The sequence below is a fragment of the Shewanella sp. ISTPL2 genome (genome assembly GCF_013283205.1).
Taxonomy (GTDB): Bacteria; Pseudomonadota; Gammaproteobacteria; order Enterobacterales; family Shewanellaceae; genus Shewanella; species Shewanella oncorhynchi.
Window position 1 is genome coordinate 203,463 of sequence record NZ_JAAPAV010000002.1, and the last position, 25,590, is coordinate 229,052.

Annotated in this window: 24 protein-coding genes; 6 read left to right on the forward strand and 18 right to left on the reverse strand. The window is 46.9% G+C overall.

Translation table 11 applies throughout. From position 1 onward, the window contains the following. Positions 1-20 precede the first annotated feature (20 nt). Positions 21-1,067, forward strand: coding sequence for a polysaccharide deacetylase family protein (locus tag HUB64_RS22735; RefSeq protein ID WP_173497968.1), 1,047 nt, complete (start codon positions 21-23; stop codon positions 1,065-1,067). Here the strand turns inward: HUB64_RS22735 and HUB64_RS22740 are convergent, their stop codons facing one another. The 5 genes from HUB64_RS22740 to HUB64_RS22760 all read right to left on the reverse strand — a co-directional run bounded on the left by HUB64_RS22740 (position 1,068) and on the right by HUB64_RS22760 (position 5,045). Continuing rightward, positions 1,068-1,700 carry an SCO family protein gene (locus tag HUB64_RS22740; protein ID WP_173497969.1) on the reverse strand — a complete coding sequence of 211 codons (633 nt, stop codon included), beginning with the start codon at positions 1,698-1,700 and terminating at the stop codon, positions 1,068-1,070. 47 nt (positions 1,701-1,747) lie between these two features. Continuing rightward, a complete protein-coding gene (gene cyoE, locus HUB64_RS22745; protein ID WP_105250648.1) occupies positions 1,748-2,653 on the reverse strand; it encodes a heme o synthase in 906 nt (301 codons plus the stop codon). Positions 2,654-2,667: 14 nt separating this feature from the next. Next, positions 2,668-3,645: a heme A synthase gene (locus tag HUB64_RS22750; protein ID WP_105250647.1), complete on the reverse strand. Its 978-nt coding sequence runs from the start codon at positions 3,643-3,645 to the stop codon at positions 2,668-2,670. Further along, positions 3,645-4,190: a hypothetical protein gene (locus HUB64_RS22755; RefSeq protein WP_173497970.1), complete on the reverse strand. Its 546-nt coding sequence runs from the start codon at positions 4,188-4,190 to the stop codon at positions 3,645-3,647. The genes HUB64_RS22750 and HUB64_RS22755 overlap by 1 nt, the downstream gene beginning before the upstream one ends. A 90-nt stretch (positions 4,191-4,280) precedes the next feature. Beyond that, on the reverse strand, positions 4,281-5,045 hold the full coding sequence (locus tag HUB64_RS22760; protein ID WP_113940331.1) for an SURF1 family protein: 765 nt from the start codon (positions 5,043-5,045) through the stop codon (positions 4,281-4,283). Between HUB64_RS22760 and HUB64_RS22765 the strand changes: the two genes are divergently transcribed. Then, complete coding sequence (locus HUB64_RS22765) at positions 5,044-5,262, forward strand: DUF2909 family protein (RefSeq protein ID WP_105250645.1); 219 nt, start codon at positions 5,044-5,046, stop codon at positions 5,260-5,262. The genes HUB64_RS22760 and HUB64_RS22765 overlap by 2 nt on opposite strands. A gap of 4 nt (positions 5,263-5,266) precedes the next feature. On the opposite strand, the gene HUB64_RS22770 is transcribed toward HUB64_RS22765, so the two are convergent. From HUB64_RS22770 to lexA, 6 genes are all read right to left on the reverse strand, one after another. Then, complete coding sequence (locus HUB64_RS22770; protein ID WP_173497971.1) at positions 5,267-6,142, reverse strand: cytochrome c oxidase subunit 3; 876 nt, start codon at positions 6,140-6,142, stop codon at positions 5,267-5,269. Then, positions 6,139-6,720, reverse strand: a complete 582-nt coding sequence (locus tag HUB64_RS22775; RefSeq protein ID WP_173497972.1) for a cytochrome c oxidase assembly protein — start codon at positions 6,718-6,720, stop codon at positions 6,139-6,141. The genes HUB64_RS22770 and HUB64_RS22775 overlap by 4 nt, the downstream gene beginning before the upstream one ends. 1 nt (position 6,721) lies before the next feature. Next, positions 6,722-8,314 (reverse strand): cytochrome c oxidase subunit I, encoded by a 1,593-nt coding sequence (gene ctaD / locus HUB64_RS22780; RefSeq protein ID WP_105250642.1) that lies wholly within the window; start codon positions 8,312-8,314, stop codon positions 6,722-6,724. 9 nt (positions 8,315-8,323) lie between these two features. Further along, positions 8,324-9,856, reverse strand: a complete 1,533-nt coding sequence (gene coxB / locus HUB64_RS22785; RefSeq protein ID WP_173497973.1) for a cytochrome c oxidase subunit II — start codon at positions 9,854-9,856, stop codon at positions 8,324-8,326. Positions 9,857-10,259: 403 nt separating this feature from the next. After that, positions 10,260-10,772: a cell division inhibitor SulA gene (locus HUB64_RS22790; RefSeq protein ID WP_131524817.1), complete on the reverse strand. Its 513-nt coding sequence runs from the start codon at positions 10,770-10,772 to the stop codon at positions 10,260-10,262. Continuing rightward, positions 10,769-11,389, reverse strand: coding sequence for a transcriptional repressor LexA (lexA, locus tag HUB64_RS22795; protein ID WP_105250639.1), 621 nt, complete (start codon positions 11,387-11,389; stop codon positions 10,769-10,771). The genes HUB64_RS22790 and lexA overlap by 4 nt, the downstream gene beginning before the upstream one ends. A gap of 160 nt (positions 11,390-11,549) precedes the next feature. Here lexA and plsB point away from each other — a divergent pair, with 160 nt between their 5' ends. The 3 genes from plsB to HUB64_RS22810 all read left to right on the forward strand — a co-directional run bounded on the left by plsB (position 11,550) and on the right by HUB64_RS22810 (position 16,151). Beyond that, positions 11,550-13,973 carry a glycerol-3-phosphate 1-O-acyltransferase PlsB gene (gene plsB, locus HUB64_RS22800; protein WP_105250638.1) on the forward strand — a complete coding sequence of 808 codons (2,424 nt, stop codon included), beginning with the start codon at positions 11,550-11,552 and terminating at the stop codon, positions 13,971-13,973. Beyond that, positions 13,973-15,229: a tryptophan permease gene (gene mtr, locus HUB64_RS22805; protein WP_173497974.1), complete on the forward strand. Its 1,257-nt coding sequence runs from the start codon at positions 13,973-13,975 to the stop codon at positions 15,227-15,229. The genes plsB and mtr overlap by 1 nt, the downstream gene beginning before the upstream one ends. A 148-nt stretch (positions 15,230-15,377) precedes the next feature. Then, positions 15,378-16,151 (forward strand): VOC family protein, encoded by a 774-nt coding sequence (locus tag HUB64_RS22810; protein WP_173497975.1) that lies wholly within the window; start codon positions 15,378-15,380, stop codon positions 16,149-16,151. Between the two features lie 76 nt (positions 16,152-16,227). Here HUB64_RS22810 and HUB64_RS22815 read toward each other — a convergent pair whose 3' ends face one another. From HUB64_RS22815 to HUB64_RS22835, 5 genes are all read right to left on the reverse strand, one after another. Continuing rightward, positions 16,228-17,394: a ribonuclease T2 gene (locus HUB64_RS22815; protein WP_173497976.1), complete on the reverse strand. Its 1,167-nt coding sequence runs from the start codon at positions 17,392-17,394 to the stop codon at positions 16,228-16,230. 219 nt (positions 17,395-17,613) lie between these two features. After that, positions 17,614-20,754: an efflux RND transporter permease subunit gene (locus tag HUB64_RS22820; protein ID WP_173497977.1), complete on the reverse strand. Its 3,141-nt coding sequence runs from the start codon at positions 20,752-20,754 to the stop codon at positions 17,614-17,616. A gap of 9 nt (positions 20,755-20,763) precedes the next feature. Beyond that, entirely contained in the window at positions 20,764-22,308 is a 1,545-nt protein-coding gene (locus HUB64_RS22825; protein WP_131524806.1) for an efflux RND transporter periplasmic adaptor subunit, read from the reverse strand. Between the two features lie 21 nt (positions 22,309-22,329). Continuing rightward, positions 22,330-22,590, reverse strand: coding sequence for a heavy metal-binding domain-containing protein (locus tag HUB64_RS22830; RefSeq protein ID WP_113940264.1), 261 nt, complete (start codon positions 22,588-22,590; stop codon positions 22,330-22,332). A gap of 277 nt (positions 22,591-22,867) precedes the next feature. Continuing rightward, entirely contained in the window at positions 22,868-23,305 is a 438-nt protein-coding gene (locus HUB64_RS22835; RefSeq protein WP_168827238.1) for a hypothetical protein, read from the reverse strand. A gap of 593 nt (positions 23,306-23,898) precedes the next feature. On the opposite strand from HUB64_RS22835, the gene HUB64_RS22840 reads away from it, so the two are divergent. Beyond that, a complete protein-coding gene (locus HUB64_RS22840) occupies positions 23,899-24,462 on the forward strand; it encodes a NapC/NirT family cytochrome c (protein ID WP_105250630.1) in 564 nt (187 codons plus the stop codon). Positions 24,463-24,539: 77 nt separating this feature from the next. Here HUB64_RS22840 and HUB64_RS22845 read toward each other — a convergent pair whose 3' ends face one another. Together HUB64_RS22845 and rsmD are read right to left on the reverse strand one after the other, a co-directional pair. Further along, entirely contained in the window at positions 24,540-24,824 is a 285-nt protein-coding gene (locus tag HUB64_RS22845) for a DUF1145 domain-containing protein (protein ID WP_173248200.1), read from the reverse strand. Then, complete coding sequence (rsmD, locus tag HUB64_RS22850) at positions 24,799-25,467, reverse strand: 16S rRNA (guanine(966)-N(2))-methyltransferase RsmD (protein WP_173248198.1); 669 nt, start codon at positions 25,465-25,467, stop codon at positions 24,799-24,801. Before rsmD ends, HUB64_RS22845 begins: the two co-directional genes overlap by 26 nt. Positions 25,468-25,590: the final 123 nt, after the last annotated feature.

Here is a 25,590-nt window from a genome sequence, read left to right on the forward strand (position 1 = left end):
ATTTCAGAGGTGTTCACATTATGGTTAAACGTGTGCTGTTGGCACTCATAGGGCTAATGACGTTTTCTGCCCATGCCGTGGTCATTCTGCAATATCACCATGTGTCAGAAACCACTCCGGCGGCAACCAGCGTTACGCCCGCGCAATTTCGTGAGCAAATGCAGTTTCTCGTCGATGACGGCTTTAAGGTGATCCCGCTTTCTAAAGTGGTTGAAGCGATCAAGCAAAAACAAGATTTACCCGCTAAAACAATCGCAATTACCTTCGATGATGGTTATCGCAGTATAGCGACTACGGCGCATCCTATCCTAAAGGAATTTGGATTCCCCTACACCTTGTTTGTGGCAATTGAGCCGATTAAACAAAAGTTTACCGAGATGATGACTTGGGATGAACTCATCACACTATCCAAGGAAGGCGCCGATATTGCTAACCACAGTTGGGCGCACGAACATTTGATCCGCGCCTTAGAAAATGAATCACAGGCGCAGTGGTTAGCGCGGATAAAAGCCAATATCTTAGATACAGAAAAAGCGATTGCAGATGCCACAGGGCACAATTTTAAAATGCTGGCGTATCCCTACGGTGAGTACAATCAAGCGTTGCAGGATATGTTAACTGAGAACGGCTTTGTCGCTTTTGGGCAACAGTCCGGTGCCGCGGGGCCCTATTCGCCATTCACGGCACTGCCGCGTTTCCCCGTTGCTGGACAATATGCTGACCTAAAAAGCCTTAAGGCAAAGTTATACAGCTTAAATATGCCTGTGATTGCACAAACCCCAAGTGATCCTGAGTTAAAGGGTGGTCATTGGCGTCCAGAGCTTAAAGTGACCCTCGATATGAGTGATATCTCTGCTAAGCAAGTGATGTGTTACATCCAAGGTCAAGGCTCAAAACAGCCGACTTGGCTCAATGAAAACGAGTTTAGTGTTCAAGCGGATTTAGCCTTGCCTGCGGGGCGCTCGCGTTATAACTGCACAGCGCCGAGTAAGGCGCGTAATGGCTACTATTGGTTTTCTCAGCCTTGGGTAAGACCAAAGGACGATGGCTCTTGGATTAAAGAGTGATCAACGGCTAGGTTTGTATTGCGCCACTATTTTTTCAAAATCGCTAATTAATTTATCATTTAATACCTGCGGCGGTTTGCCTAACGCTGCCGTAGGTTTAAATACCGCAACTCGCGTTCCCTGCGGCGATACCAACACATAACCTGCACTATGGTCGACTTGGTAATTTTCTCCTTCACCCACCATGGCATAAGTTAGTCCTAAGCTGCGGGTGAGGGGAAATATCTGCGTTTGTTCACCCGTTACAGCTTTAAACTCTGGATTGAAAAAATTTACATAGGTTAAGAGTTTATCCTGTGTATCTCGTTTGGGGTCGACGGATAGAAACACCACCTGCAATGGCGCGATCTTGTTTAGATCGGGATAAGCCGCCGCGAGTTTATTTAAGGTCGTAGGGCAAATGTCGGGGCAAAAGGTAAAACCGATAAAGAATAAGCTCCATTTTCCCTGCAAACTGGCATTGGTAAAAGCTTGCTTGTGTTGATCGACCAATTCAAAGGGCGCTAATTCATAGGCCTGTGGAAACAGAAAACCGCTCTCTAACTCGATAGGTTTTGGGGGATTAAATTTCACCGCAAATAGGCCGCCAAGACCGAACAACAAAATGGCGATGACTAAAATTCTTTTCTGCATTATTCGCTCCATAAATACAGGTTAGCGCTACAAACTCGTTCCATACACTAGTTCCACAAATAGTGGTCTAGCAGTAATGCCATAAATAACAACATTAAATGGTAGATAGAGAAGCGGAACACTTGCATCGCTAAGCCATCATGATCCCGATATTTAAGTTGCCATGCTTTATAGATAAATCCCGTACTGAGTAAACTCGAGCTGACGAAATACACAGGCCCACACATACCAACCAGTACAGGTAATAGGCAAGCAATCGCCAGCAATACTGTGTAGAGCAAGATGCAGGTTTTAGTAAATTCGACACCGTGGGTGACTGGCAGCATGGGAATATCTACTTTGGCATATTCGGCGCGTCTGTGAATGGCCAGTGCCCAAAAATGTGGCGGCGTCCACGTAAAAATGATGATCACTAGCAATAACGCATGGCCGTGAAATTCGTTCGTCACTGCCGTCCATCCCAGCAAGGGTGGCATAGCTCCCGCAAGGCCACCGATCACAATATTTTGTGATGTTGCGCGTTTCAAATAGGCAGTATAAACCAAGGCATAGCCAATCAGGCTGGCAAAGGTCAGCCAAGCTGTGAGTGGATTGACTAAGGAATATAGGACGATAAAGCCAAAACTACCTAAGCTAGCGGCGAAAATTAACGCGCGGGTGGCCGAAATGCGTCCCTTAGGCAATGGGCGATTGTAGGTGCGCGCCATTAAACCATCAATACGGCGATCGATCAGATGATTGAGCGCCGCCGCCGAACCCGCCATCATAGCAATTCCAAGCATACCCGCGAGCAAAGGCTGAACGGGCACCGCATGGGGCACAGCCAGACACATGCCGACGAGGACAGTGAGCAGCATGAGTGCGACCACTTTAGGCTTGGTCATTTCAAAATAGGCGCGCCATGTTACGCTGAAAGTGGGCAGGCTACTGGTGATTGAGAGTGGTTTTGCCATCTTGGATCCCTCGCTTATGCTTTGCGCCATAAAAAATAGTTGATTGTGACTAAGGTCAGTAGCAGTAGTGCCGCACCACCGTTGTGAGACACGGCAATACCGAGTGGCAAATGCATCACTACGTTAGAAATACCTAAGCTCACTTGTAGTATGACTAGCCCCACTAATAAAAGGCTTAAAGCCTTAAGTCCCGTAGCGCCCACAAATAATCGGTAGGCGAGCACGAGTAACAAGCTGGCAGTGACGATAGCGCCAATTCTGTGGGCTACGTGGATAGTCATTCGTGCAGGGTAATCGAGCACCCCAAATTCGAAGCTAGGGTGTTGGCCTTGAAACGGTGAAAATGCCTCGGCTATTGCTAAGTTATCTACCCAATTTCCCTCACAGATGGGTAAAGAGGTGCAGGCGAGCGCCGCATAATTCGATGATGTCCAAGCCCCCAGCATAATCTGACCCACAAGGACGAATAGGCTCACCAACGCTAACGGTGCGAGATGTCGAGCATGGGTTTCGCTATTAAATATACGCCGAGGTCGGGTTCGCAGGTAAAGGAGTAACAGCAGTGAGATTAGGCTAAAGCCACCAATAAGATGCGACATCACAATTATTGGCATGAGTTTCATGGTCACAGTCCACATGCCTAGCGCTCCTTGAAAAAGGATCAGCAGCACTATGATGATCGGCAATTTTTTGGGTGCTTCCGGTGTTTTTAAGCACAAAATTAAGATGAATAACACCAGTAAGCCAAGTCCGCCTGCGATATATCTGTGGATCATTTCCAGCCAAGCTTTCTCTGGATTGATATCGTGATCTGGGAATATAGTTTGCGCATGGGCGATTTCATGGTCTTGGGTGGGCACTTTAATATGGCCGTAGCAGCCTGGCCAATCGGGGCAGCCGAGTCCTGCATCCGATAGGCGGGTGTAAGCGCCCATTAAAATCACCAATAGGGTAAAGACTAATGTTAAGCGTAGGATCCAAGTTAACTGCATCAATCTACCCTCGACAGTTTTAACAACTTACGCAGATCTGCAATCAGCGCCTTGCCTTGAGCTAAATGCGCTTCTTTGCCCTGCACTTGAGGATAGCGCAGGACTAAGCTGCCTAAGGGATCGACTATGATTAGCTGCTGTTCATCTAACCATTTGCTTAAGCCTGCATTGGCGGGACGAGTATTGAAGTTAAAGGTGCTTAAGGCGTTAAGATCGCTGTCGGGATGAGTGAGGATGAGCGGTTCTACTCGCGCCTGATCTGGCCCTAGCGCTGTGTGGCTTTGGCGCAAAATATACAGGCGTTCACGGCAAGCATCGTTGCATTTGGTGGGTAATAAATACAGTAGTTGCCATTCTTTGGGATTAGAATTTTCAACCCCAAGGCTGGCATAGCTGGTTTCGGGACTGATCAGCTCGCCATGATTGGTGGCACCGCCATGGTATAAATTCAGGCTCAGCACTAGCTTAGCAATCACTACGGGTGCAATAAACGCCAGCAGTAATAGCCCTAATGCTTTGTGTTTAGATTTGTTTTGGGAGTTCATGCTTGCTCCTCTCATTCAAATTATCCCTAATTTATTGTTTTATCTTTATTTAGTTTTATTGGTGTCTTGCTAAGTATGGTACGAATTTCCCTATTTGCTCCTTGAGTTTGCGACTGTTTGGGCGCTATGGCGTTTTACATATTTAATCCCTTGCCACAGCATTAGCCCTGCAAATACGGCTGCCATCGAAAACCACTGCAACGCATAGCCCCAATGTTTTTGTGCTGACAGTGGGAAAGGTTGCCAAGGATGGGGCAATGTGAGGGAAGGTAATTGCTCTGGTTGCAACACGATAGGTAACACTGGGTGCCCTAATACCTTAGCCATTTCGGGCATATTTAAATTTTGAAAGCGAATACTTGTCCCTGTTTCTGCCATTAAAGCTTGGCTCAAGGGATTGATTTGCTTTTGATAAAGTCTGCCTTCGATATTTAATGCCCCGCTTAGGGGAGTGATGTGAGGCAACTCATCCCGATGGGAGCCAGCGGCAACAAAGCCTAACTCGACCAGCAACCAAGGTTTTTCAACTTCTACTTGCAGAGGTTGAAAGGCTAAATATCCCACTTGACCTTGATAGATTTGATTATCCAGCAGCCAGATTTGTGAGCTTGCGGGAGTGGCGCGTACTTGCAGTCGATAACCAGTCACACCTTCTTTGCCGACCTTGAGTTGGAGCTGCTCAAAACTTAATGGCAGCAAAGCTTGCCTTGCTTCCATCTGGGCTAAAAGCGTCGTTTTATCTTCACCACGGGCTAACTGCCATAAACCCAACTTGACCAATATAGTTAATACAGCCACAGTCAATATCAGTAGAAAAACCGTTAATTTATTCAGCAGAACATGAGGATATTGTATGAATAGCCTGTTCATTTTTAAGTTGGTCTTAGTTCTGCTGTTGCTATTCATCATTTTTAATCTAGGTCGCGCCTTGTTTATTATGGTGAAAGGTGATGAAAAAGTGCCTATGAGCCGTTATCTTGGTCGGCGAGTGATTTTCTCCGTGCTCGTTATCCTGTTATTGCTGGTGGCCTTAGGGACTGGGCTGATTAGCCCCAATCCCACGCCTTACTAAAGCACTAGAGAACGTAAACGAAAATAAACAAACACAGCCAGACCACATCCACAAAGTGCCAATACCAACTCCCCGCTTGGAACGCAAAATGTTTATCTGCGCTAAAGTGCCCCTTCAACACTCTGAAAAACAACACGAATAAAAAGAGCGTCCCCAGTGTGACATGCATGCCGTGAAAGCCAGTTAACAGGAAGAAGGTGTTGCCATAAATCCCAGAGGTCAGGGAGAGTCCCATTTCCCGGTAGGCATGCATATATTCTTCTGCCTGTAAGGCAAGGAAACCCATACCCAAGAGTATGGTGATACCAAGCCAGAGAGTAATGGCAGAACGTTTACCTTTTTCTAGGCTGACATGGGCGAAATGTAAGGTAACTGAGGAGGTTAGCAGTACGATAGTGTTGATTAATGGCAGTCCAGTCCATGGCATAGCTTGGGTTTTAGTGCCATCTGGCGTAGTAATGAGCGGCCAAATAGCTTCAAACTGAGGCCAGAGTACTTCGTGGGTCATGGCATTATTCGATGCGCCACCGAGCCAAGGCACTGCGAACATGCGGGCATAAAATAGTGCCCCGAAAAAAGCCCCGAAAAACATAACTTCCGAAAAAATAAACCAGCTCATACCTTGGCGAAACGATCGATCCATTTGGCTAGAATAGAGCCCTGCCATCGACTCTTGGATCACGGTTCTAAACCAACCCACCAGCATGAATAGGATCACAGCGATCCCAACCAGCAGCACATAACCGCCACCGGATGCACCTGATTTCAACTGCTGCACGAAAAGGCCTGCACCAGAGGCGATTAAGAACAAGCCAATGGCACCTATAATAGGCCAGACACTTTGGGATGGAACGTAGTAAGTCTGATGTTTCGTTGTCATTTTGCAGCTCCTTGCTCTATGGCAGACGCTAACTGCTTGTCGGTAATGTCGTAGAGAGTGTAAGAGAGGGTCAGAGTGTGGATAGACTCAGGTAACTGAGGATCCACATAGAAAATGAGCGGCAGCTCAGCGCTAGTGTCCGCCGCTAAGGGTTGTTGATTAAAGCAAAAGCATTCTGTTTTATTAAAATAAGCGGCACCTTGTCCGGGCGAAACTGAAGGTATCGCTTGGCCAATCGTTGCTTTAGCGGACATATTGCGCGCCAAAAATGCCGTATGAATTAGCTCGCCAGGGTGAACTTCGAGCCGCTTGGTTTGTGGCGCAAATGTCCATGGCATGCCTGTTTGTACCTGAGAAATAAATTCTACAGTCACTATTCGGCTTGTATCTACTGTGATTGCTTGATAACTACTCGCGGTATTGGAGGGTTTTCCATTGATACCGAGTTGCTCGCACAACACATCGTAGAGCGGCACCAGCGCGAATCCAAAGCCAAACATGCCAATACAGCCGAGAACTAACATGCTGATAAGTTTACGATTTGACTTAGGTTTATCTTGCTGGTGTTGGGTTGCCATTTCATTTCACCTCAGGTGGTGTCGTGAAGGAGTGGTAAGGCGCAGGGCTTGGCAATGTCCACTCTAAACCCTCGGAACCTTCCCAAGGTTTAGCGGGAGCTTTTTCGCCGCCACGGATGCACTTAATTACTAAAACTAAGAAAATCAATTGCGATAAGCCGAAGGCAAACCCACCAATCGAGACGATTTGATTAACATCGGCAAATTGAATCGAGTAGTCAGGGATACGCCTTGGCATTCCTGCCAGCCCAAGGAAATGCATCGGGAAAAACAGCACGTTGACCGAAATCACCGAACACCAGAAATGCCATTGTCCCAGTCGTTCGTTGTACATGTGTCCCGTCCACTTAGGTAGCCAGTAATAGGCCGCTGCCATGATGGAGAAAATCGCACCAGTTACGAGTACATAATGGAAATGTGCCACAACAAAATAAGTATCGTGGTACTGGAAGTCGGCGGGTGTAATGGCGAGCATTAATCCCGAAAAACCGCCAATAGTGAAGAGTATTATAAAGGCTACAGCAAACAGCATGGGCGTTTCGAAACTGAGTGAGCCGCGCCACATAGTGGCAACCCAGTTAAACACTTTCACTCCAGTTGGCACTGCAATCAACATAGTGCAATACATGAAGAACAGCTCGGCAAACACAGGCATACCTGTGGTGAACATATGGTGCGCCCACACGAGGAACGACAGAATTGCAATACTAGCCGTAGCATAAACCATGGATGCATAGCCAAATAAGGGTTTACGACTGAAGGCGGGCACTATGGCAGAGATGATGCCAAAGGACGGCAAGATCATGATGTAAACTTCAGGGTGGCCGAAGAACCAGAAAATATGTTGGAACATCACTGGATCGCCGCCGCCCGCCGCATCGAAGAAACTCGTGCCGAAAAACTTATCGGTCAGCACCATAGTCACTGCGCCAGCGAGTACGGGCATAACCGCGATCAGTAGGAATGCCGTGATAAGCCAAGTCCACACAAACAATGGTAACTTCATCCATGTCATGCCTGGCGCGCGTAAATTCACTATGGTCACAATCACGTTGATTGCGCCCATGATCGAACTTATCCCCATGATGTGAATAGAAAATACAAAGAGCGCCGTGCTATCTGGGCTATAAGTTGTTGATAGTGGTGCGTAGAAGGTCCAACCAAAGTTAGGTCCGCCACCTTCCATAAATAGCGAACTGAGAAGGATAGTGAAGGCGAAGGGGAGTATCCAAAAACTCCAGTTATTCATCCGTGGCAGCGCCATATCGGGCGCTCCTATCATCATAGGGATCAGCCAGTTAGCGAGCCCTGTAAAGGCTGGCATTACCGCACCGAATACCATGATCAGCCCATGAACAGTTGTCATTTGGTTGAAAAAGTTGGGCTCGACCAATTGTAATCCAGGTTGAAAGAGTTCAGCGCGGATCACCATGGCCATAGCGCCACCGGTTAAGAACATAATAAAGCTGAACCATAAATACAAAGTACCTATGTCTTTATGGTTGGTGGTTAGCAGCCAGCGCATGATGCCCTTTGGCGCACCATGATGATGGTCATCATGGGCTGCGGTTTGATCTTGAGTCGTAGTGCTCATCATTATCCCCTACTGTCCATGACTTGCGATATCAGCAGGTTGCACTGTATCGCCGGTATTGTTACCCCAAGCATTGCGTTCATAGGTAATGACTGCTGCAAGTTGCTGTGGGCTAAGCTGTTTGCCAAATGCCTGCATAGCCGTGCCCGTTTTGCCGTGCATCACAATATCGATGTGATTGGCGACTGGTCCAATGGCGATAGCACTACCCACTAGCGCGGGGAAGGCGGGTGGTATTCCTGCACCTGTCACTTGATGGCAGGCAGCACAGAAGGTCGCGTAGACAGTTTGACCTTCGGCCATGAGGGCGTCATGGCTGAGTGTGGGGAGGCTTGCGGGATCGATTGCAGCTGAGACGTCTGCAGGTGCGGGTGTCGGAGTTGTACTGCTTGGTACCGCGGCGGATGTTTGTGCAGAATTGCCGTTCATGTACTCGTTGACGTCTTTGGCTTGCACTGCATCGCCAGTATTATTGCCCCAAGCATTACGCTCGTAGGTAGTCACTGCCGCGATTTCTTGTGCGGTCAATTGCTTACTAAACGCTTGCATGGCTGTACCCGTTTTACCGTTGAGCACAATTTCAAGGTGGCCGCTGAGCGGTCCCGTTGCAATCGGGCTACCTTTAAGGTGCGGAAATACGCCTTGCAACCCTTCGCCATTGGGCTGGTGGCAGGCTGCGCAGTGCCCGAGGTAAACTTGTTCACCTTGAGTCATCAACTCTTCTTTACTTAGGGTTTGTGATAAAGCGGCTTGAGCGGCTTCAGCCGCAGCACCTGCGGCTTGTTTCTGCTCTGTGACCCAAGCCTCAAACTCGGCTTCGGGTAACGCTTGTACTACGATAGGCATAAAACCATGGTCTTTACCGCAGAGCTCGGCGCATTGACCACGGTAAATGCCGGGTTTGTCGATGCGAGTCCAGGCCTCATTGATAAATCCTGGATTGGCATCTTTCTTAATGGCAAAGGCGGGCACCCACCAAGAATGGATGACATCCTCTGAAGTCATCAGAAAGCGGATTTTGCGGTTTATCGGTAGAACGAGCGGTTTATCGACTTCCAATAGATAGTTTTCACCCTTGGTTTCGGTGCCTTCGATTTGTGCTCTGGGTGTTGTCAGTATGCTATAAAAATCAATATCTTGATCGAAATAGCTGTAATGCCATTTCCATTGGGAACCCGTGACTTTTACGGTGAGATCGGCGTTACTGGGATCTTCCATTGCGATTAAAGTTTTTGTCGCTGGAATCGCCATTAAGATCAAAATGATAAATGGCAGAATCGTCCAAGCGATTTCAACTTTAGTGCTTTCGTGAAAGTGGGACGCGACAGCGCCTTTGGATTTTCTGTGGTTGATCATGGCGTAAATCATGACGCCAAAGACCACTAGGCCTATTGCGCAGCAGATATACAAGATGGTCATGTGCAAGTGATAAACCTTACCACTGATCTCGGTCACGCCAGGGGTCATGTTGAACCGCATGTCCGCGGCGGTCAACGGTGGTGCGAAAAGCACCACGAGTAAACAATACAACAATTGCTTCACAAGACTTCTCCTCTGCCAATTGCGAATAGCAACTACAAAGAAGAGCAACACAGTAAGTCTCAACTCTATGCAAACTCTTCAGTTCCCAAAAAAGCTTTTTTGACTTCAACGTGCGTTGGCGGCTGTTACTTTTAATCAAGTATTGTTACTGCTGGTAATTAGCCACGCTGGCACATACTGCTGAAATAAATCTGTTCTCTATTTTTAGTGGCGCTTCGAGTTCGATAAATACTCGATTCATTGACCACGGAAGGTGATATATCATCACCGACTTAACCAACCATACTTGCTGTTTAAATATTGATCAAGATCACTTATTTATCTAATTATCTGAAAAATTGCCAAAAAAAAGCCTCACATTCATAGGTGAGGCGGCTTTCAAGGTAAAAAATTAAATGAATATTTAGTGTACAGCGCTAAAAAAAGATTGCTGACCGAAGAGATTGCCTTGCTCAATACGTACGTCTGCATGTAAGTGACTGTTTACGTCTTCAAGCACTATGCCCATAGCTCGGGCACTTTTAGCCACGATTTGTAGGCGTCGATTATCCCGCGCATCTAATGATTGAGTCCAAGTAATGACTGCACTGGACGTACCACTTGTCAGGGCTTTTTCCATCGCCCACAGGGTTTCGACTTCATCTTTAGCATGTACCAGCAAAACTCTATCCATACGCACACCTGCACTGGCGAGCATTTGCTTGTAGCCAATACTTGGTGGGTTGATGAGCACTAACCAACGGCCCTGTTGGCTTAACTGAGCGAGTTGTGCACTCAGATGAATTAATTCTTGGCGACCTTGAGTCTTAGTTGGCATACAGGCGATAGGCGCATGGTGCCAGTCATAGTCGGCATCACGGACTTCATCGAGCCACAAGCCCGGATGGCGGGGGGCATTGCCAAGTAGTTTATTCATAGCCAATCTCCATTACGGATCACACCGACGGCGAGTCCTTCAATTGTTAAACTTTGGAAGCCTAAATCCACTTTAATCGGGGAGTAATCTTCATTTTCGGCATGTAGATAGACCACATTACCTTTTTTTTCGAAACGTTTAACAGTGACATCGTCATCGACTCTAGCGACAACCACTTGACCATTCCTAGCTTGTTCTACTTTATGAACTGCCAGCAAATCACCTTCGAGAATGCCGATATTCTTCATGCTGTCGCCCTTTACTCGCAGTAAAAAATCGGCGGCGGGATGGAACATGCTTGGGTCGACTTGGTAGTACTGTTCAACATGTTCTTGGGCGAGGATAGGTTCACCCGCGGCCACTTGGCCGATGAGCGGTAAACCTGTTTCAGTCAAATCTTCGATTTCCGCAGGCAGACGAATGCCCCGAGATGTGCCTGGCATGATCTCAATGCAGCCCTTTTTTGCCAACGCTTTAAGGTGTTCTTCAGCCGCATTGGCGCTCTTAAAACCTAAACGGGTTGCGATTTCTGCCCGAGTGGGTGGCATGCCTGTATCGGCAATATTTCGTTTAATTAGCTCTAAAATTTCAGCTTGGCGTGGCGTCAAAGGTCTCATGGTGTTTCCTGTTTTTCTATACAGTTACTGTTAGTATATACAGTATTATTTGCAGCGCAAGTATTAACCACTTTTTAGCTATATTGGAGAGAATTAGCGAATATTGCCCATAGTCTGGTATTCTATCGGGCTAGTAAACGCACTTAATTGCATAAGAATAATGCCTAAACACGACTCTCTTTGGTTGAAATCATTACGTTGGATCCAAAAACACTTAGTGCACACTATTGTGGTGCCTCAGGATCCCTTTGCCGATCTGAATCTGGATGCTTCCAGACCCCTTGTTTATGTGATGAAAACAGAATCACTCAGTGACATCGCTGCTTTGAGCGAAATAACGGCTAAGTTAGGTTTACCAAGCCCTTATGAGCCTCTAGTGGCTAATGGTGTGACTGCGCCTCGGGTTGTCTGTCTTCAAGGACGTAAGCCACTGTTTGGCGAACGTGCTGGTAATGAGCCTTTCCTCGAATGCTTTATGCGTTTGTTAGCCGTGCATAAGGAACGTCCTGAATTAGATATTCAACTGGTACCCGTGAGCTTGTATTGGGGTCGCACGCCAGGGAAAGAAGACGACACTATGAAGGCGGCCGTATTTGAGCGGGAAAACCCGACTTGGCTGCGCAAGTGCTTGATGATTTTGTTCTTAGGTCGACATAACTTCGTGCAGTTTTCGAATGCCGTATCCCTGCGTTACATGGCTGACGAACATGGCACCGACATGGGGATTGCCCATAAGTTAGCACGGGTTGCACGCGTGCATTTCCGTCGTCAACGTAAGGTAATGACAGGGCCTGTGCTGCCAAACCGCCAAGCACTGTTTCATTCGTTACTCAAATCTGAGTCGCTGCGCAAAGCGATTCAAGAAGAAGCCGCCAGTAAAAAGATTTCTGAGACCCAAGCGCGCGAGACGGCTATTGAGTACCTCGATGAAATAGCAGCCGATTACTCAGACAGTTTAGTGCGTATTGCCGAGCGTTTTTTAACTTGGCTGTGGAACAAGCTTTACAGCGGGATCAACATTAAAGGCGCCGAGCAAGTTCGGCAGTTACACCACGATGGCCACGAGATTGTTTATGTGCCTTGCCATCGCAGCCACATGGATTACCTGCTGTTATCGTATATTTTGTATTATCAAGGCATGGTTCCGCCGCACATTGCTGCCGGCATTAACCTCAATTTCTGGCCCGCGGGACCTATGTTCCGTCGCGGTGGTGCCTTCTTTATCCGCCGTAGTTTTAATGGCAACAAGCTATACACCGCAGTATTTCGTGAGTATTTAGACCAGCTGTTTGCTAAAGGTTATTCGGTGGAATACTTCTCCGAAGGCGGCCGTTCACGTACTGGCCGTCTGTTGGCGCCGAAAACTGGCATGATCGCCATGACGATGAACAGCGTACTGCGCGGTATTGAACGTCCTGTCACACTTGTGCCTGTGTATTTAGGCTATGACCATGTGATGGAAGTGGCGACTTACCATAAAGAGTTAAGCGGTAAGAAAAAGAAAAAAGAATCTGTGTGGCAGGTGTTCGGTGCCATTCGCAAATTAGGTAATTTTGGCCAAGGTTATGTGAATTTTGGCGAGCCTATTACCCTGCAAAATTTCTTAAATGAGCGTGCGCCAAACTGGCGTGCTGAGTTGGCCGATGATCCCGAGCAGAAACCAAGTTGGTTAACGCCAGCGGTAAACGTGCTGGCTAATCGGGTGATGACGCGTATCAATGATGCCGCAGCCGCGAGTTCTGTGACTTTGACTAGCTTAGTTTTACTGGCGACAGATCAAAACGCCTTAGAACGTAGTCTGCTGGAGCGTCAGCTTGATTTGTATCTGACCCTACTCAAAAAAGTGCCTTACACTTCTTATACATCTGTTGCCGAAGGTGATGGTAAGCATTTAGTGCAGCAAGGTTTAGAGCTGAACAAGTTTGTTGTTAGTGCCGATCCTTTAGGGGAAATAGTGTCTATCGAAGCGAGTCAGGCTGTGTCTATGACTTACTATCGTAACAATATCATTCACTTATTTATTGTTCCTTCATTAATTGCGAGTTGTTTAACCCACAATGAACAGATCCTGCGCCAGCAAGTGGTTTCAATCGTTGCCGATTTTTATCCACTGCTGAAAGCCGAACTCTTCATGGGAATTAAAGACTTACCAGCCTATGTTGAGCAAGTACTGGATTTCCTGATTGGGCAAGGTTTAGTAGTTGAGACAGATACTTTAGCTGTCGTGCCTGAGCACTCAAGCCAATTATTGTTGTTAGCCAGTTCAGTGAGTGAAACTTTGCAACGCTACGCTATTATTTTCAATCTGTTAGCGAACAGACCTAAGATGGAGCGCTCAGAACTTGAGTCTGAGAGCCATTTACTCGCCCAGCGTTTAGGGGCTTTACATGGCATTACCGCGCCTGAGTTCTACGATAAAAAACTCTACGGTACTTTGAGCGTGAAGCTCAAAGAATTGGGATATCTGGCGGATAGTGAAGATAAGTCCAATATCAATCGCATACGAGATCAGGCCAATAGCTTATTACGTCCGTCAGTGAGACAAACGATAGTGGCGAGTGTCACCGCGGAGCACACAGTTTAATGGCAAATCATATGAATGCGGCTAAGCATAAGCCCGCAGGTAAGTCCTTGCTCGGTGGTGCCATGATTATTGCTGGCACGACCGTAGGTGCTGGGATGTTTTCTCTGCCCGTGGTCGGTGCAGGTATGTGGTTTGGCTATTCGATTCTAATGTTATTAGGCATTTGGTTTTGCATGTTGATGTCGGGTTTATTGCTGCTCGAAACCAATTTACATTTCGAACCCGGTGCTAGCTTCGATACCTTAAGCAAGCAAACTCTTGGGCAGTTTTGGCGGATAGTGAACGGCGTTTCTATCGCTTTCGTGTTGTATATTTTGACCTATGCCTATATCAGCGGCGGTGGTTCGATTGTGAATCACAGCTTGCAGGGCATGGGAATTGAGTTACCGCAAAGCGTGGCAGGACTGGTGTTTGCCATAGTATTGGCGAGCATAGTATTGATCAGTACTAAAGCCGTGGATCGGATTACCACGATTATGCTCGGCGGTATGATCATTACCTTCTTCCTCGCGATCGGCAATTTATTGATCGAAATTGATGTGACTAAGTTGCTCGAACCCGATGGTAATAACAGCTTTTCACCTTATCTGTGGGCGGCGCTGCCCTTTGGTCTCGCTAGCTTTGGTTACCATGGTAACGTCCCCAGCTTAGTGAAGTATTACGGCAAAGATTCTTCCACCATTATCAAGGCGATTTTCGTCGGCACCTTTATCGCGCTGGTGATTTATGCCTGTTGGTTAGTGGCGACTATGGGTAATATTCCCCGCAGCCAGTTTATCGACATTATTGCTCAAGGTGGCAATATGGGAGTGTTGGTGGGCGCTTTGTCTGAGGTGATGGCGAGTAGCTGGTTAAACAGTATGTTGACCCTGTTTGCTAACTTAGCCGTGGCTTCATCTTTCTTAGGGGTGACCTTAGGTTTGTTCGATTATCTCGCCGATTTGTTTGGTTTTGATGATTCACGCTCTGGCCGAATGAAAACTGCGTTAGTGACCTTTGTGCCGCCAACGATTTTAGGATTACTGTTTCCCGATGGCTTCTTAGTAGCGATTGGCTTTGCGGCATTAGCGGCAACTGTGTGGGCGGTAATCGTCCCGGCGCTGATGGCCTATAAATCGCGGCAGTTGTTCCCCGATAGCACAGGTTTTAGAGTGATAGGCGGTACACCGCTGATTATTCTTGTGGTGTTATTTGGCATAGTCACAGGTGCTTGTCATCTGCTCGCGATGGCAAATTTACTGCCGCAATATTCCTAATTTGTTGTGATGATTTAAGCCCTCCATGTGAGGGCTTTTTTGTCTTTAGCGGTTGAGTTTTGTCTTACAGATCTTTTTAACCTGAATACTGGACAGAAATACAAACTCAGGCTTAACTCGAATGATTGTTAAAACAAAGGAGCCGATAATGAAAATGACTCAGTACGCACAAGGACATGCATGTTGGGTTGAACTTGCAAGCCATGATTGGCAGGGAGCTACAGCATTTTACCAAGCGTTATTTGGTTGGAACTCGGTCGAAATGCCGATCCCTGAAGGTCACTTTTCGCTATTTAATTTAGCGGGAGATGACTTAGGCGCCATGTATCAAATCCCTGAGTCGGAAGCACATATCCCCAGCCACTGGCGTATCTACTTTGCCGTCGATGATATCGATGCCAGCATTGCAGCGATTCAAGCGGCGGGCGGCCAAGTGCACATGGGGCCGCATATTGTGGGTGATGCGGGCGTGATGGCGCAGGTGAGCGATCCTGAAGGCGCACGCTTTGCCTTATGGCAAGCGAAGAACCACATAGGTGCTCGCCGTCAGGGTGAACTCAATACCCTTTGCTGGGTTGAGCTGGCTTGTAAAGAGCCGCGTACTGAAGAAGCCTTTTACTGCAAAATTTTCCCTTGGACCAACATGCCAAGTGACATGCCTGACATTGAATACTCAGAATGGCAGCTTGATGGTCAATCCATCGGCGGCATGATGACGATAATGCCTGAATGGGGCGATATTTCTCCCCACTGGTTGCTCTATTTTGTGGTGGCGGATTGCGATGCGTTTGCTGAGAAGGCCCAAGTCTTAGGTGCGCAAGTGTGCATTCCGCCTAGTGACATCCCTGATGTGGGACGATTTTCTGTCATTGCTGACGCCCAAGGCGCTACCTTTGCGGTGATCAAGCTTAATCAGATGTGACTGCCATATTAAGGACTGTCATTAAGGTTAAAAACGGCGACGCTAAATCGCCGTTTTTATTTGTCTAACTATTTGTTTAATTAGCGTTATCAATCATGATTGTTTCAGGGCAGGAGCCTTTTGAGGCCTTATTGGCTTTGGCGAGTAGGCTAGGTAAGGAGTCAGAAGTTTTAATGACTTCGGGCAAGTTAATGCGGATTTCACTCAGTAATCCCTTGCCACATTCTAGACTCATTTTAGTGTGAGCGCCTTGACCGAAGCTGCCATCAAAACTTTGGTTTAACTCACTTTTACTGACACTCTTACCTATGTTGTCATGAATAAATTTTTGTACCCATGCCGAGGCATTGACCGCTTGGGTCAGCTGGGTTGCCAATAAAAAGTACTCGTTAGGGTCTTGGCTACGGCAAGTGCCGTGTTTCCACCATTCGTGGCGTTCTAAACAGGTGCCATATTGGGCGCTAGGCATGACTTCTTCTAAATTTTTGCGCACCGATGGATTCAGTTCAAACTCTGGATAAGTACAGAAATCATTCGGTTGCAGTTTGACTGTGCTGCAATAGCCATATCGCGTGCCGCATTGTTGTTTATTCGGCCACAGTCCGTGCAGGCTGAAGTGTTGCCATTGGCTCGATTCTGGCGTTTGGCTGAGGGCGCGACATTCGGCTTTACGGCGGCCATAGAGTTCACAAAAGGTGCTTTGCCAGCTTAATGCGAGCACGTTAGCATCGAATTCGCCACCTATTTGACATTGATTCCCTTGGCGTTTCTCTGGGGAACCATGCTCTTTAAGGCTATCTCGGCTTTTGGCTTTGATGTCCGATGCCGTGGTTGTTTGCGCCGGTTCCGCCGCCGTTGCAGGTGTTGATAAATTACTGCCAGCAACATTAGATAGATATTGACCACAATCGCCGCTGATCCAACGCATGGGAGACTTCACCGCATTGGTGCGCACTCTTAGCCAATCAGGTTTAGCGCTATTGCCGAGGATTTCAAGTACAGGGTAGCGCTCACCAATATTGCTCTGCCATTGATCTGGATTCGTCTGCTTATTTTTCGATTGAAATAGCTCACAGCGTTTGTCGGCAACGAATTCACCGGTTGCGGGTGCGGCAAAGGTGGGTGCTGTAATGATGAGCGCAGAGCATAAACCGAATGCGGCAAGTAATGCGCGTGATGGGGTTTTAAGGGAAAGTGCTTGCGGCCATATCCGGCTGATGGTTAAACAAAATGACTTGGTCATGTGATGGGATCCTTCCTACGGCAGTGAATTGAGTCAATTCTGTGTGGCACTGAGTCAATGGTACACATAAGCGCTATAAACTTAGAGACTTATTTTACTCAGAGTTGTGTATGGCACTGTTGCAAAATTAGATTTTTTAATCTGATTGAATGAAAAAATCCCCTCAAACTTTAATGGTTTGAGGGGATTTTTATCGGTGTTCTAGCGCCGTACACTCAATTACGCCGCGTCTTTCTTTAATTTACGCGAATAAATCAGTAGATAAAGCGCGGGTAGTACAAACAGTGACAGTAATGGGGCCGTAACCATGCCGCCGACCATAGGTGCGGCAATTTTCTGCATCACATCGTTACCCGATCCTGCACCCCACATAATGGGGAGTAGGCCGAAGAAGATGGTTGCTACTGTCATGGCTTTGGGGCGAATACGCATAACAGCACCTTCAATTAAAGCTTCTTTGAGATCGGTAACTGTATGGTAGTTATTCTTCTCTTGCCTGTGCTTAATGGCATTATTAAGGTAAATCAGCATGATTACCCCAAACTCCGCGGCAACGCCCGCCAAAGCAATCATACCGACTGCGACGGCGACTGAGATGTTGTAATCCAGTAGATACAATAGCCAAGTGCTGCCGACCAGCGCGAATGGGAGGCTGAGCATGATAATACTCGCCTGCAAAGTAGAGCCAAATGTCATCATCAACAGGATGAATATCACACCTAAGGCCATAGGGATCACTTGCTTCAGTTTTGCATCTACCCGTTGCATATATTCATACTGGCCTGCGAAGGTATAGCTGTAGCGCGGGGGCACTTTAAGTTCGGTAGTTAATGCTTGCTTTGCGGTAGTAATGTATTCGCCGATAGACGTGCCTTCAATATCGATAAACACCCAAGAGATTAAGCGACCATTTTCACTGGTGAGCATAGGTGCGCCATCGGTGATTTCGATATCCGCTAAATTTCGCAGTGGCAGGTAATTTCCCGATTTAGTGATCACAGGGAGTTCGCGTAGCTTCTCAATATTATCGCGTAGCTCACGGGGATAACGTAGGTTGATGGGATAACGCTCAGCCCCTTGTACCGATTCACCAATATCCATACCGCCAATGGCGTAACGCACTACATCTTGAATATCCTGCAATGACATACCGTAACGTGCGGCCACATCGAGTTTGGGGGTGATATCGATATAACGCCCGCCGCCACTGCGCTCGGCATAGGCCGACTTAGTGTGTGGCACTCTACTGAGGATGGCCTCTATTTCTGCCCCTAGACTTTGCAGCTCATTCACATCGGCTCCGGTGATCTTAATGCCAACGGGGGTTTTTATCCCAGTGGAGAGCATATCGATACGGGTTTTGATGGGTTGCACCCAAGCATTGGTGATACCAGGCACTTTCACCGTTTGTTGCAGTTGAGCGATGATGCCATCTAAGGTCATGCCCTCGCGCCATTCTTCATGGGGTTTAAGCATGATGGTGGTTTCGAGCATAGTTAACGGCGCGGGATCGGTCGCAGTCTCGGCGCGGCCCACTTTGCCAAATACGCGGGCGACTTCGGGGACGGTTTTGATCAAACGATCGGTTTGCTGTAACACTTCCGCGGCTTTGCCCGCACTGAGTCCCGGTAACGCGGTTGGCATATAGAGTAAATCGCCTTCTTCTAACTCGGGCATAAACTCACTGCCCATGCGCGTCATCGGATACCAAGCGCTGACTAAGGCAATCAACGCTAATGCTAAGGTGATTTTAGGAAACCTAAGTACCAGATTAAGCGATGGCTTATATAAAGCGATCAGCACGCGACTGATGGGATTTTTATGCTCACTCGGAATTTTGCCCCGAATAAAATAGCCCATTAAGACTGGCACTAATGTGATTGCTAATAATGCGGAAGCGGCCATAGCAAAGGATTTGGTATAGGCCAGCGGTGCAAATAAACGGCCTTCCTGCGCTTCGAGTGCAAACACAGGCACAAAGCTTAAGGTGATAATAATCAATGAGAAAAATAACGCAGGGCCGACTTCAATCGACGCTTCGGTGACGATCCGCCAGTGTTCTTTGGTATCGGGTTCTCGGTTGTGTTCTGTGTGAAACTGCTCCAAATGTTTGTGCAGGTTTTCAATCATCACAATTGCGCCGTCCACCACCGCGCCAATAGCAATCGCGATACCCCCAAGACTCATAATGTTGGCATTCACCCCCATCTTATTCATTACGATAAAGGCAATCAGGATTGAAAGCGGCAGGGTAATGATGGCGACTAAGGTTGAGCGTGCATGCAGTAAAAACAGCAGGCAGACCAACCCTACCACTAGCATTTCTTCGACGACCTTGCTGAATAAATTATCAACGGAATTAAGGATTAATTGGGATCTGTCGTAGGTGGGGATGATTTCAACCCCATCGGGTAAACCAGCTTTCAGTTCTTCAAGCTTAGCTTTTACGGCATCAATCGTGGATAAAGCATTTTCGCCGTAACGCATCACAATAATGCCGCCTACGACTTCACCTTCGCCGTCAAGTTCGGCTATACCGCGGCGTGAGGCTGGGCCTTTGCGCACGGTAGCAACATCTTTCAGTAATAAACCTGTACCAGAAGGGCTGGTGATACCAAGGGGAATTTCACGAAAATCCTCTAGCGTCTGACGATAGCCTTTGGCGCGCACCATATACTCGGCTTCAGCCATTTCGATGACCGAGCCGCCAGCTTCGCTATTAGATTTTTCTATCGCATCTTTAATGCTGGCGATATCCAGTTTATAGATCGCCATTTTGTCGGGTTCGAGTACGATCTGGTAGGTCTGCTCCATACCACCGACGGTGGCGACTTCAGACACGCCAGCCACGCTTTGCAGCTCTAGCTTGAGATACCAGTCCTGCAGGCTTTTGAGTTGTGATAAATCTAAACTGCCGGAGCGATCGACCAGCGCATATTCATATACCCAACCCACACCTGAGGCATCGGGGCCAAGGGACGGTTGTACGCCCTGTGGCAATCGGCTACTGATCTGACTTAAGTATTCTAATACCCGTGAGCGCGCCCAGTAGATATCTGTGCCATCTTCAAAAATCACATAGACATAAGAATCGCCGAACATGGAATAGCCGCGTACCGTTTTGGCGCCGGGTACAGCTAACATGGCGGTAGATAAAGGGTAAGTGACTTGTTCTTCTACCAATTTAGGCGCTTGCCCTGGGTAGGAAGTTTTAATAATCACTTGCACATCCGACAGATCGGGCAGTGCATCAAGCGGCGTTTTGCGCAGCTCTTGTACGCCCCAAACAGTGATCATGATGGCGATAATCAGCACCATCAATCGCTGCCTGATTGACGCCTCGATAATATATTTCAACATAACGCGCTCCTAGTGCTGATGACCGCTGCTTAAACGCATTAAGCTGCCCTTGAGACTGGCCTCGGAGTCGAGTAAAAATTGCCCTGAGATCACCACGCGCTCGCCTTCGGTTAAGCCCGAGACAATTTCTGCCTTACCTTGACTCATCATGCCGACGGTCACGACTTTAGCGGCAAAACTATTGTCGTCTTGTTTGACTATCACGCGATTCTCTTTACCCGTTTGGATTAAGGCTTCCTGTGGGATTACTAGCGTGTCTTTATTGGGGCCGCCAAAAAGCGAGACCTTGGCGAGGGTTTTAGGTCTAAGGGAAACATGGGTGTTATTGAGCACAACACGCACTCGCAAGCTACGCGTGACAGGATCAAGTTCCGGATAGATATAATCTATAGTGCCTTTTATCCCGCTTAAGTTCATGGCGGGCACAGCCACTTCAGCCTGTTGGCCTTTGACTATCCAGCTTTGTTCATTTTCAAACACATCGGCTATGACCCATACCTTAGAGAGATCGACTAACGACATCACTTCGGTGGATGGCTCAATATACATACCATCGCGGATAGACAGTGTTTCGACTACACCATCCTGTTGTGCATAAAAGGGTACCCGATATTGGGTTTGGCGCGAGTCGGCTAATTGCTTGATTTGTTGCTCGGTAAATCCTAAAAATGACAGTCTTAAGCCTGCTCTACGAACAAGATCCTGATATCTCTGATTGCCTGCTGTTTTGGCGGTATCTAAGGCGAGTAAATAATCATCCTGAGCATTGACTAAATCCGGTGAATAGATTTCATAGAGTAGCTGCCCTTTTTTGACTGTGTCTCCCATGGACTTAACCATTAGTTTTTCAACCCAACCCGTTACTCGAGCATGGATATGCGTTATTTGGCTTTCATCGTAATCCACTTGTCCAACGGTCTCGACAAATTTCCATAGCGTATCGCGCTCAACTTTAGCGACTTTTATGGCTAGCGCTTGCTGCATGCTACCGGAAACATTGATATTGATTTCGTGAGTGTTACCACCCGTTTCGACTTTTTCTAAATTCATACCACAGATAGGGCATGTACCGGGTACATCGCTGATGATGTGGGCATGCATAGGGCAAATGTACTTAGTTGTTGTTTCTTCGCTGGTTTTTTTAACAAGATTGTTAGCCTTAGGGGTTGGTGTGTCGAACACTTGGCTTGCCGCTTTCGTGGTCGAGGTGTGCGCATGTTCTGTCGCTAAGTGATCTGTATGTTGATGTTCAGCATGTGGATCTGCTGAATTGGTATCGGTACCTTCCTTTTCAACTAAAAACATATTGCACTTAGGGCAGCGACCAGGCTCATGGCTGAGCACTTCGGGATGCATGGGGCAAGTGTAGGTTTTTACTTGATTTAACGGATTACTCTTAGGCGCTGTTGCAGAATTTACTGCAGCTTCGGTTGCCACAGGCTGTTGTGTGCTCGCCAGTTGGGCATGGCTCAACCAAGGTGTACCTAAGAGTAAGCTACTCAAGATCAGTACGGCTTTAGGGGTCTGCTTTTTTACGGTTTTAAATGAATTCATATGCCTCATCTCCAGCCTAGCTTAGTGGTGTTTGTGGGCGTTTTTTGCCGCACCTTCAGCTGGTTTTGCTTCTACTGCCTTTGGCTCTAAGTTCATACCACATTGAGGGCAAGTATCTTCTTTGCTGCCAGTCACTTCAGGGTGCATAGGGCAAACATGGGTATGGGCTTGTTCCTGTGGATTGGCATTGTCGTGTTGATGTGCGTGCGGCGCTGCCGTCGCAAACACGCTTGTGCTGGTCAGCAAGAATGCGATTAAGGCGAGATTAGTTAGTGTTTTCATATTATTCACTCCATCGGATTAACGGCCGAATACGAGCGCATAAACGTCAGTGAGCACAGTGGATCAAAGCGGTTCGCTTCGATAGACGTATTGATGCCACAATTTGGCATTCGGCTCAGTAATCAACGTTCTGCTAGACTCGGGTGCACGATTTAATGATAAGGCACCACAATAAACGGCTAAATAGGGCGTTAGCTTAGGGCTAACAGCATTGTCGTTTTAGCTTGGTCGTTTGGCTTTTTTAAGGGTTTATTTGCCCAATAAGCACAAAGTAGAGCTAGGCTATCGGTGGTTTAAAGGCCGAAGACAAAGAGATAGAGTGGAAATGAGGCATAGGAGTGGCCATTGCAGTATCGCTCATGCTCACACTTGGCCAGAGGTGTGGGCTGAATAGAGTGCCAGCGACTGAAATCGTCAAACAATGACCACAATCATTTGAACATGATGTGGTGCCATCACAGCAATGCTGTTTCGCGCCGGGAAGCATTTTATCGTTGCAGCAATCCGCGTTGGCCATTGAATGTGAGTCAGAACTGTTCTCTGTGTCCATCTGCATCATTGTAGCGTGGTGCATTTGGGAGGAAACCTCATGATTCATCGCACTCATATCCATAGTGTGTGGCACCATGGCGTGACCATTAGACACGACACTTTGCCCGACGAGTGCGAGTAGAGTGAATATGACTAAAAAATAACGACCGAGTGTGTGATGCATAAGTCTTCCAAATGATGAACGGCTCGATTCTAGCATAGCAATGTTTAGCTGTAATGATTTAACTCACACTTCAGTTAACGCCTCAATTCAAATATCTAATTAATCTAAATTAGCAAATAGAATTTCTGACTCGAAGTTTTGTCTTCAACGGGCTTATCATGAATATGACTGCGTATTCTAAGAGACTCAAATTGATCGTAGAAAGTTTCATTTCGAACAGTATTATTCGGCTTACCTGCGTTTTACCATTTATTTCTGCTTCACTCTCAAGGTGCAATAAACATTGGCGCGATCACATTTCTGTTTTCTAGAAAATAAATTTCTAGTTCTAGATTATCAAGGGGGAGCCTAACTATAAAAAAAATCGGTAACTTGCGATTATCGGGTGATTGCATTAGCTTTAGTTAAAGTGCATCACAGTTCAGCTAGCGGTTTTTACCAAATGACGTCCAAATAGTTAGAGCTAAGTCTCATTTTGCGCTTTTAAGGTTAATTTAATCAGCAAATTTCGGCTTAAAATCAAATTTCTAATAAATGAAAGAGCATAAACTAGTCTTATAAAAACTAATTTTGACAATTTTGGAGATAGAGTGATGAACTGGCGTGCACTATTTAAACCTAGCGCGAAATATTCAATCCTGGCGCTACTGGTCGTCGGTATTGTAGTGGGTGTTGTGGGATACTTTACCACTCAACAAACATTACACGCGACCAGTACAGATGAGTTCTGTATGTCTTGCCATAGCAATCATTCGCTGAAGGATGAAGTGTTGGCTTCTGCCCATGGCGGCGGCAAAGCGGGGATTACGGTTCAGTGTCAAGACTGTCACTTACCCCATGGTCCAGTCGATTATTTGATCAAAAAAATCATCGTATCTAAAGATTTATATGGTTTCATGACAATTGATGGCTTTAACACTCAAGCTTGGTTAGATGAAAATCGTAAAGAACAAGCGGATAAAGCGCTGAATTATTTCCGTGCGAACGATTCTGCTAACTGTCAGCATTGCCACACTCGTATTTATGAGAATCAGCCAGAAACTATGAGTAAAATGGCTGTAAGAATGCACTCAAATAACTTCAAGAAAGAACCTGACGCGAGAAAGACCTGTGTTGACTGCCATAAAGGCGTAGCACACCCATATCCAAAAGGATAAGGTTTAGCGTTCAGTTTCTTAATTGATAACCATTAAAAAGCCCTCAATAGAGGGCTTTTTGCTGTCTGTGTGCTTGGTTAATTCGCTTGAGTCATCACCCGTTGCCGATAAGCTAACAGGCTGAAAATTCCGAAGATAAACACTTGTAGATAATCTTGTTGCGTTAATGGTAGCAAGGTCTTAAACAGCATGTGAAAGATAGCGACTTGGAAACAATGCATCATGCAGGTAATGGCAAACAGGATATTTAAAGTAATCGCCACATTGCCTTCAAAGGGGATGACTAAGTTGTAGGCCATCATCAACCATGCAATCAGAGTGATGGCTTTACCTAAGTTAATTAATAAGGGCATGGTTTTCATCTTCGATGTGCTCAACAGTGGTTTCTGAGTGATATTGATATAAACGGTAGCTCACTTGCCCTGCATTCTTTTCTTTTAAGGCGTGCCAGCGAGAAGGGATAGCAAGTTGCGTCAATTCAGACTCGATTTCGACATAAATCAGCGCACCATCATTGAGCCAACCTTGAGTATCGAGCAGTTGAATCGTCTTTTCTGCCAATCCCTTACGAAAGGGTGGATCGATAAACACCACATCGAAACCTTGCTCGCAGCCCCTTTGCAGTACCACTAACGTATCAGCATTGAGCACTTCGGCCTTATCGCATTTAAGGGTTTGCAGATTTTCTTTTAATTGCAGGGCTGCGCCGCGTTGCAACTCGATAATTTTGGCGAAACTGGCATAGCGGGACAAGGCTTCGAGAGCTAAAGCGCCGCTACCGCCAAAACAGTCGAGTACACGTGCATTGACTAAATCATTCGCCAGCCAGTTAAAGAGTGTTTCGCGAACCCTGTCTGTCGTTGGGCGTAAACCTTCGAGATCTTGGATAGGTAGACGACGCGAGCGCCATTGGCCTGCGATGATCCGCACTTGTCCACTGCCGGGTTTATTTTTGGCTGTTTGACCCTTGGTCACATTATTTTTGACCGTTCGATGATTAACCAAAGTGCCCCCGTGATTTTGCCTGAAGAAAGAAAGTGGTAGACTGTGCCACCTTAATAAAGGCCGCTATTTTATATCAAAGTCTCACTAAAAGGTGAGAAGGCTAACTGAGCTTAGCTAATTGCC

Excerpts from the sequence above, each read along its gene's own strand:
- HUB64_RS22735 (WP_173497968.1), top strand. The coding sequence starts at position 21 with ATGGTTAAACGTGTGCTGTTGGCACTCATAGGGCTAATGACGTTTTCT.
- HUB64_RS22740 (WP_173497969.1), bottom strand. The coding sequence starts at position 1,700 with ATGCAGAAAAGAATTTTAGTCATCGCCATTTTGTTGTTCGGTCTTGGC.
- cyoE (WP_105250648.1), bottom strand. The coding sequence starts at position 2,653 with ATGGCAAAACCACTCTCAATCACCAGTAGCCTGCCCACTTTCAGCGTA.
- HUB64_RS22750 (WP_105250647.1), bottom strand. The coding sequence starts at position 3,645 with ATGCAGTTAACTTGGATCCTACGCTTAACATTAGTCTTTACCCTATTG.
- HUB64_RS22755 (WP_173497970.1), bottom strand. The coding sequence starts at position 4,190 with ATGAACTCCCAAAACAAATCTAAACACAAAGCATTAGGGCTATTACTG.
- HUB64_RS22765 (WP_105250645.1), top strand. The coding sequence starts at position 5,044 with ATGAATAGCCTGTTCATTTTTAAGTTGGTCTTAGTTCTGCTGTTGCTA.
- HUB64_RS22770 (WP_173497971.1), bottom strand. The coding sequence starts at position 6,142 with ATGACAACGAAACATCAGACTTACTACGTTCCATCCCAAAGTGTCTGG.
- HUB64_RS22775 (WP_173497972.1), bottom strand. The coding sequence starts at position 6,720 with ATGGCAACCCAACACCAGCAAGATAAACCTAAGTCAAATCGTAAACTT.
- ctaD (WP_105250642.1), bottom strand. The coding sequence starts at position 8,314 with ATGAGCACTACGACTCAAGATCAAACCGCAGCCCATGATGACCATCAT.
- HUB64_RS22790 (WP_131524817.1), bottom strand. The coding sequence starts at position 10,772 with ATGAATAAACTACTTGGCAATGCCCCCCGCCATCCGGGCTTGTGGCTC.
- lexA (WP_105250639.1), bottom strand. The coding sequence starts at position 11,389 with ATGAGACCTTTGACGCCACGCCAAGCTGAAATTTTAGAGCTAATTAAA.
- plsB (WP_105250638.1), top strand. The coding sequence starts at position 11,550 with ATGCCTAAACACGACTCTCTTTGGTTGAAATCATTACGTTGGATCCAA.
- mtr (WP_173497974.1), top strand. The coding sequence starts at position 13,973 with ATGGCAAATCATATGAATGCGGCTAAGCATAAGCCCGCAGGTAAGTCC.
- HUB64_RS22810 (WP_173497975.1), top strand. The coding sequence starts at position 15,378 with ATGAAAATGACTCAGTACGCACAAGGACATGCATGTTGGGTTGAACTT.
- HUB64_RS22815 (WP_173497976.1), bottom strand. The coding sequence starts at position 17,394 with ATGACCAAGTCATTTTGTTTAACCATCAGCCGGATATGGCCGCAAGCA.
- HUB64_RS22820 (WP_173497977.1), bottom strand. The coding sequence starts at position 20,754 with ATGTTGAAATATATTATCGAGGCGTCAATCAGGCAGCGATTGATGGTG.
- HUB64_RS22825 (WP_131524806.1), bottom strand. The coding sequence starts at position 22,308 with ATGAATTCATTTAAAACCGTAAAAAAGCAGACCCCTAAAGCCGTACTG.
- HUB64_RS22830 (WP_113940264.1), bottom strand. The coding sequence starts at position 22,590 with ATGAAAACACTAACTAATCTCGCCTTAATCGCATTCTTGCTGACCAGC.
- HUB64_RS22835 (WP_168827238.1), bottom strand. The coding sequence starts at position 23,305 with ATGCATCACACACTCGGTCGTTATTTTTTAGTCATATTCACTCTACTC.
- HUB64_RS22840 (WP_105250630.1), top strand. The coding sequence starts at position 23,899 with ATGAACTGGCGTGCACTATTTAAACCTAGCGCGAAATATTCAATCCTG.
- HUB64_RS22845 (WP_173248200.1), bottom strand. The coding sequence starts at position 24,824 with ATGAAAACCATGCCCTTATTAATTAACTTAGGTAAAGCCATCACTCTG.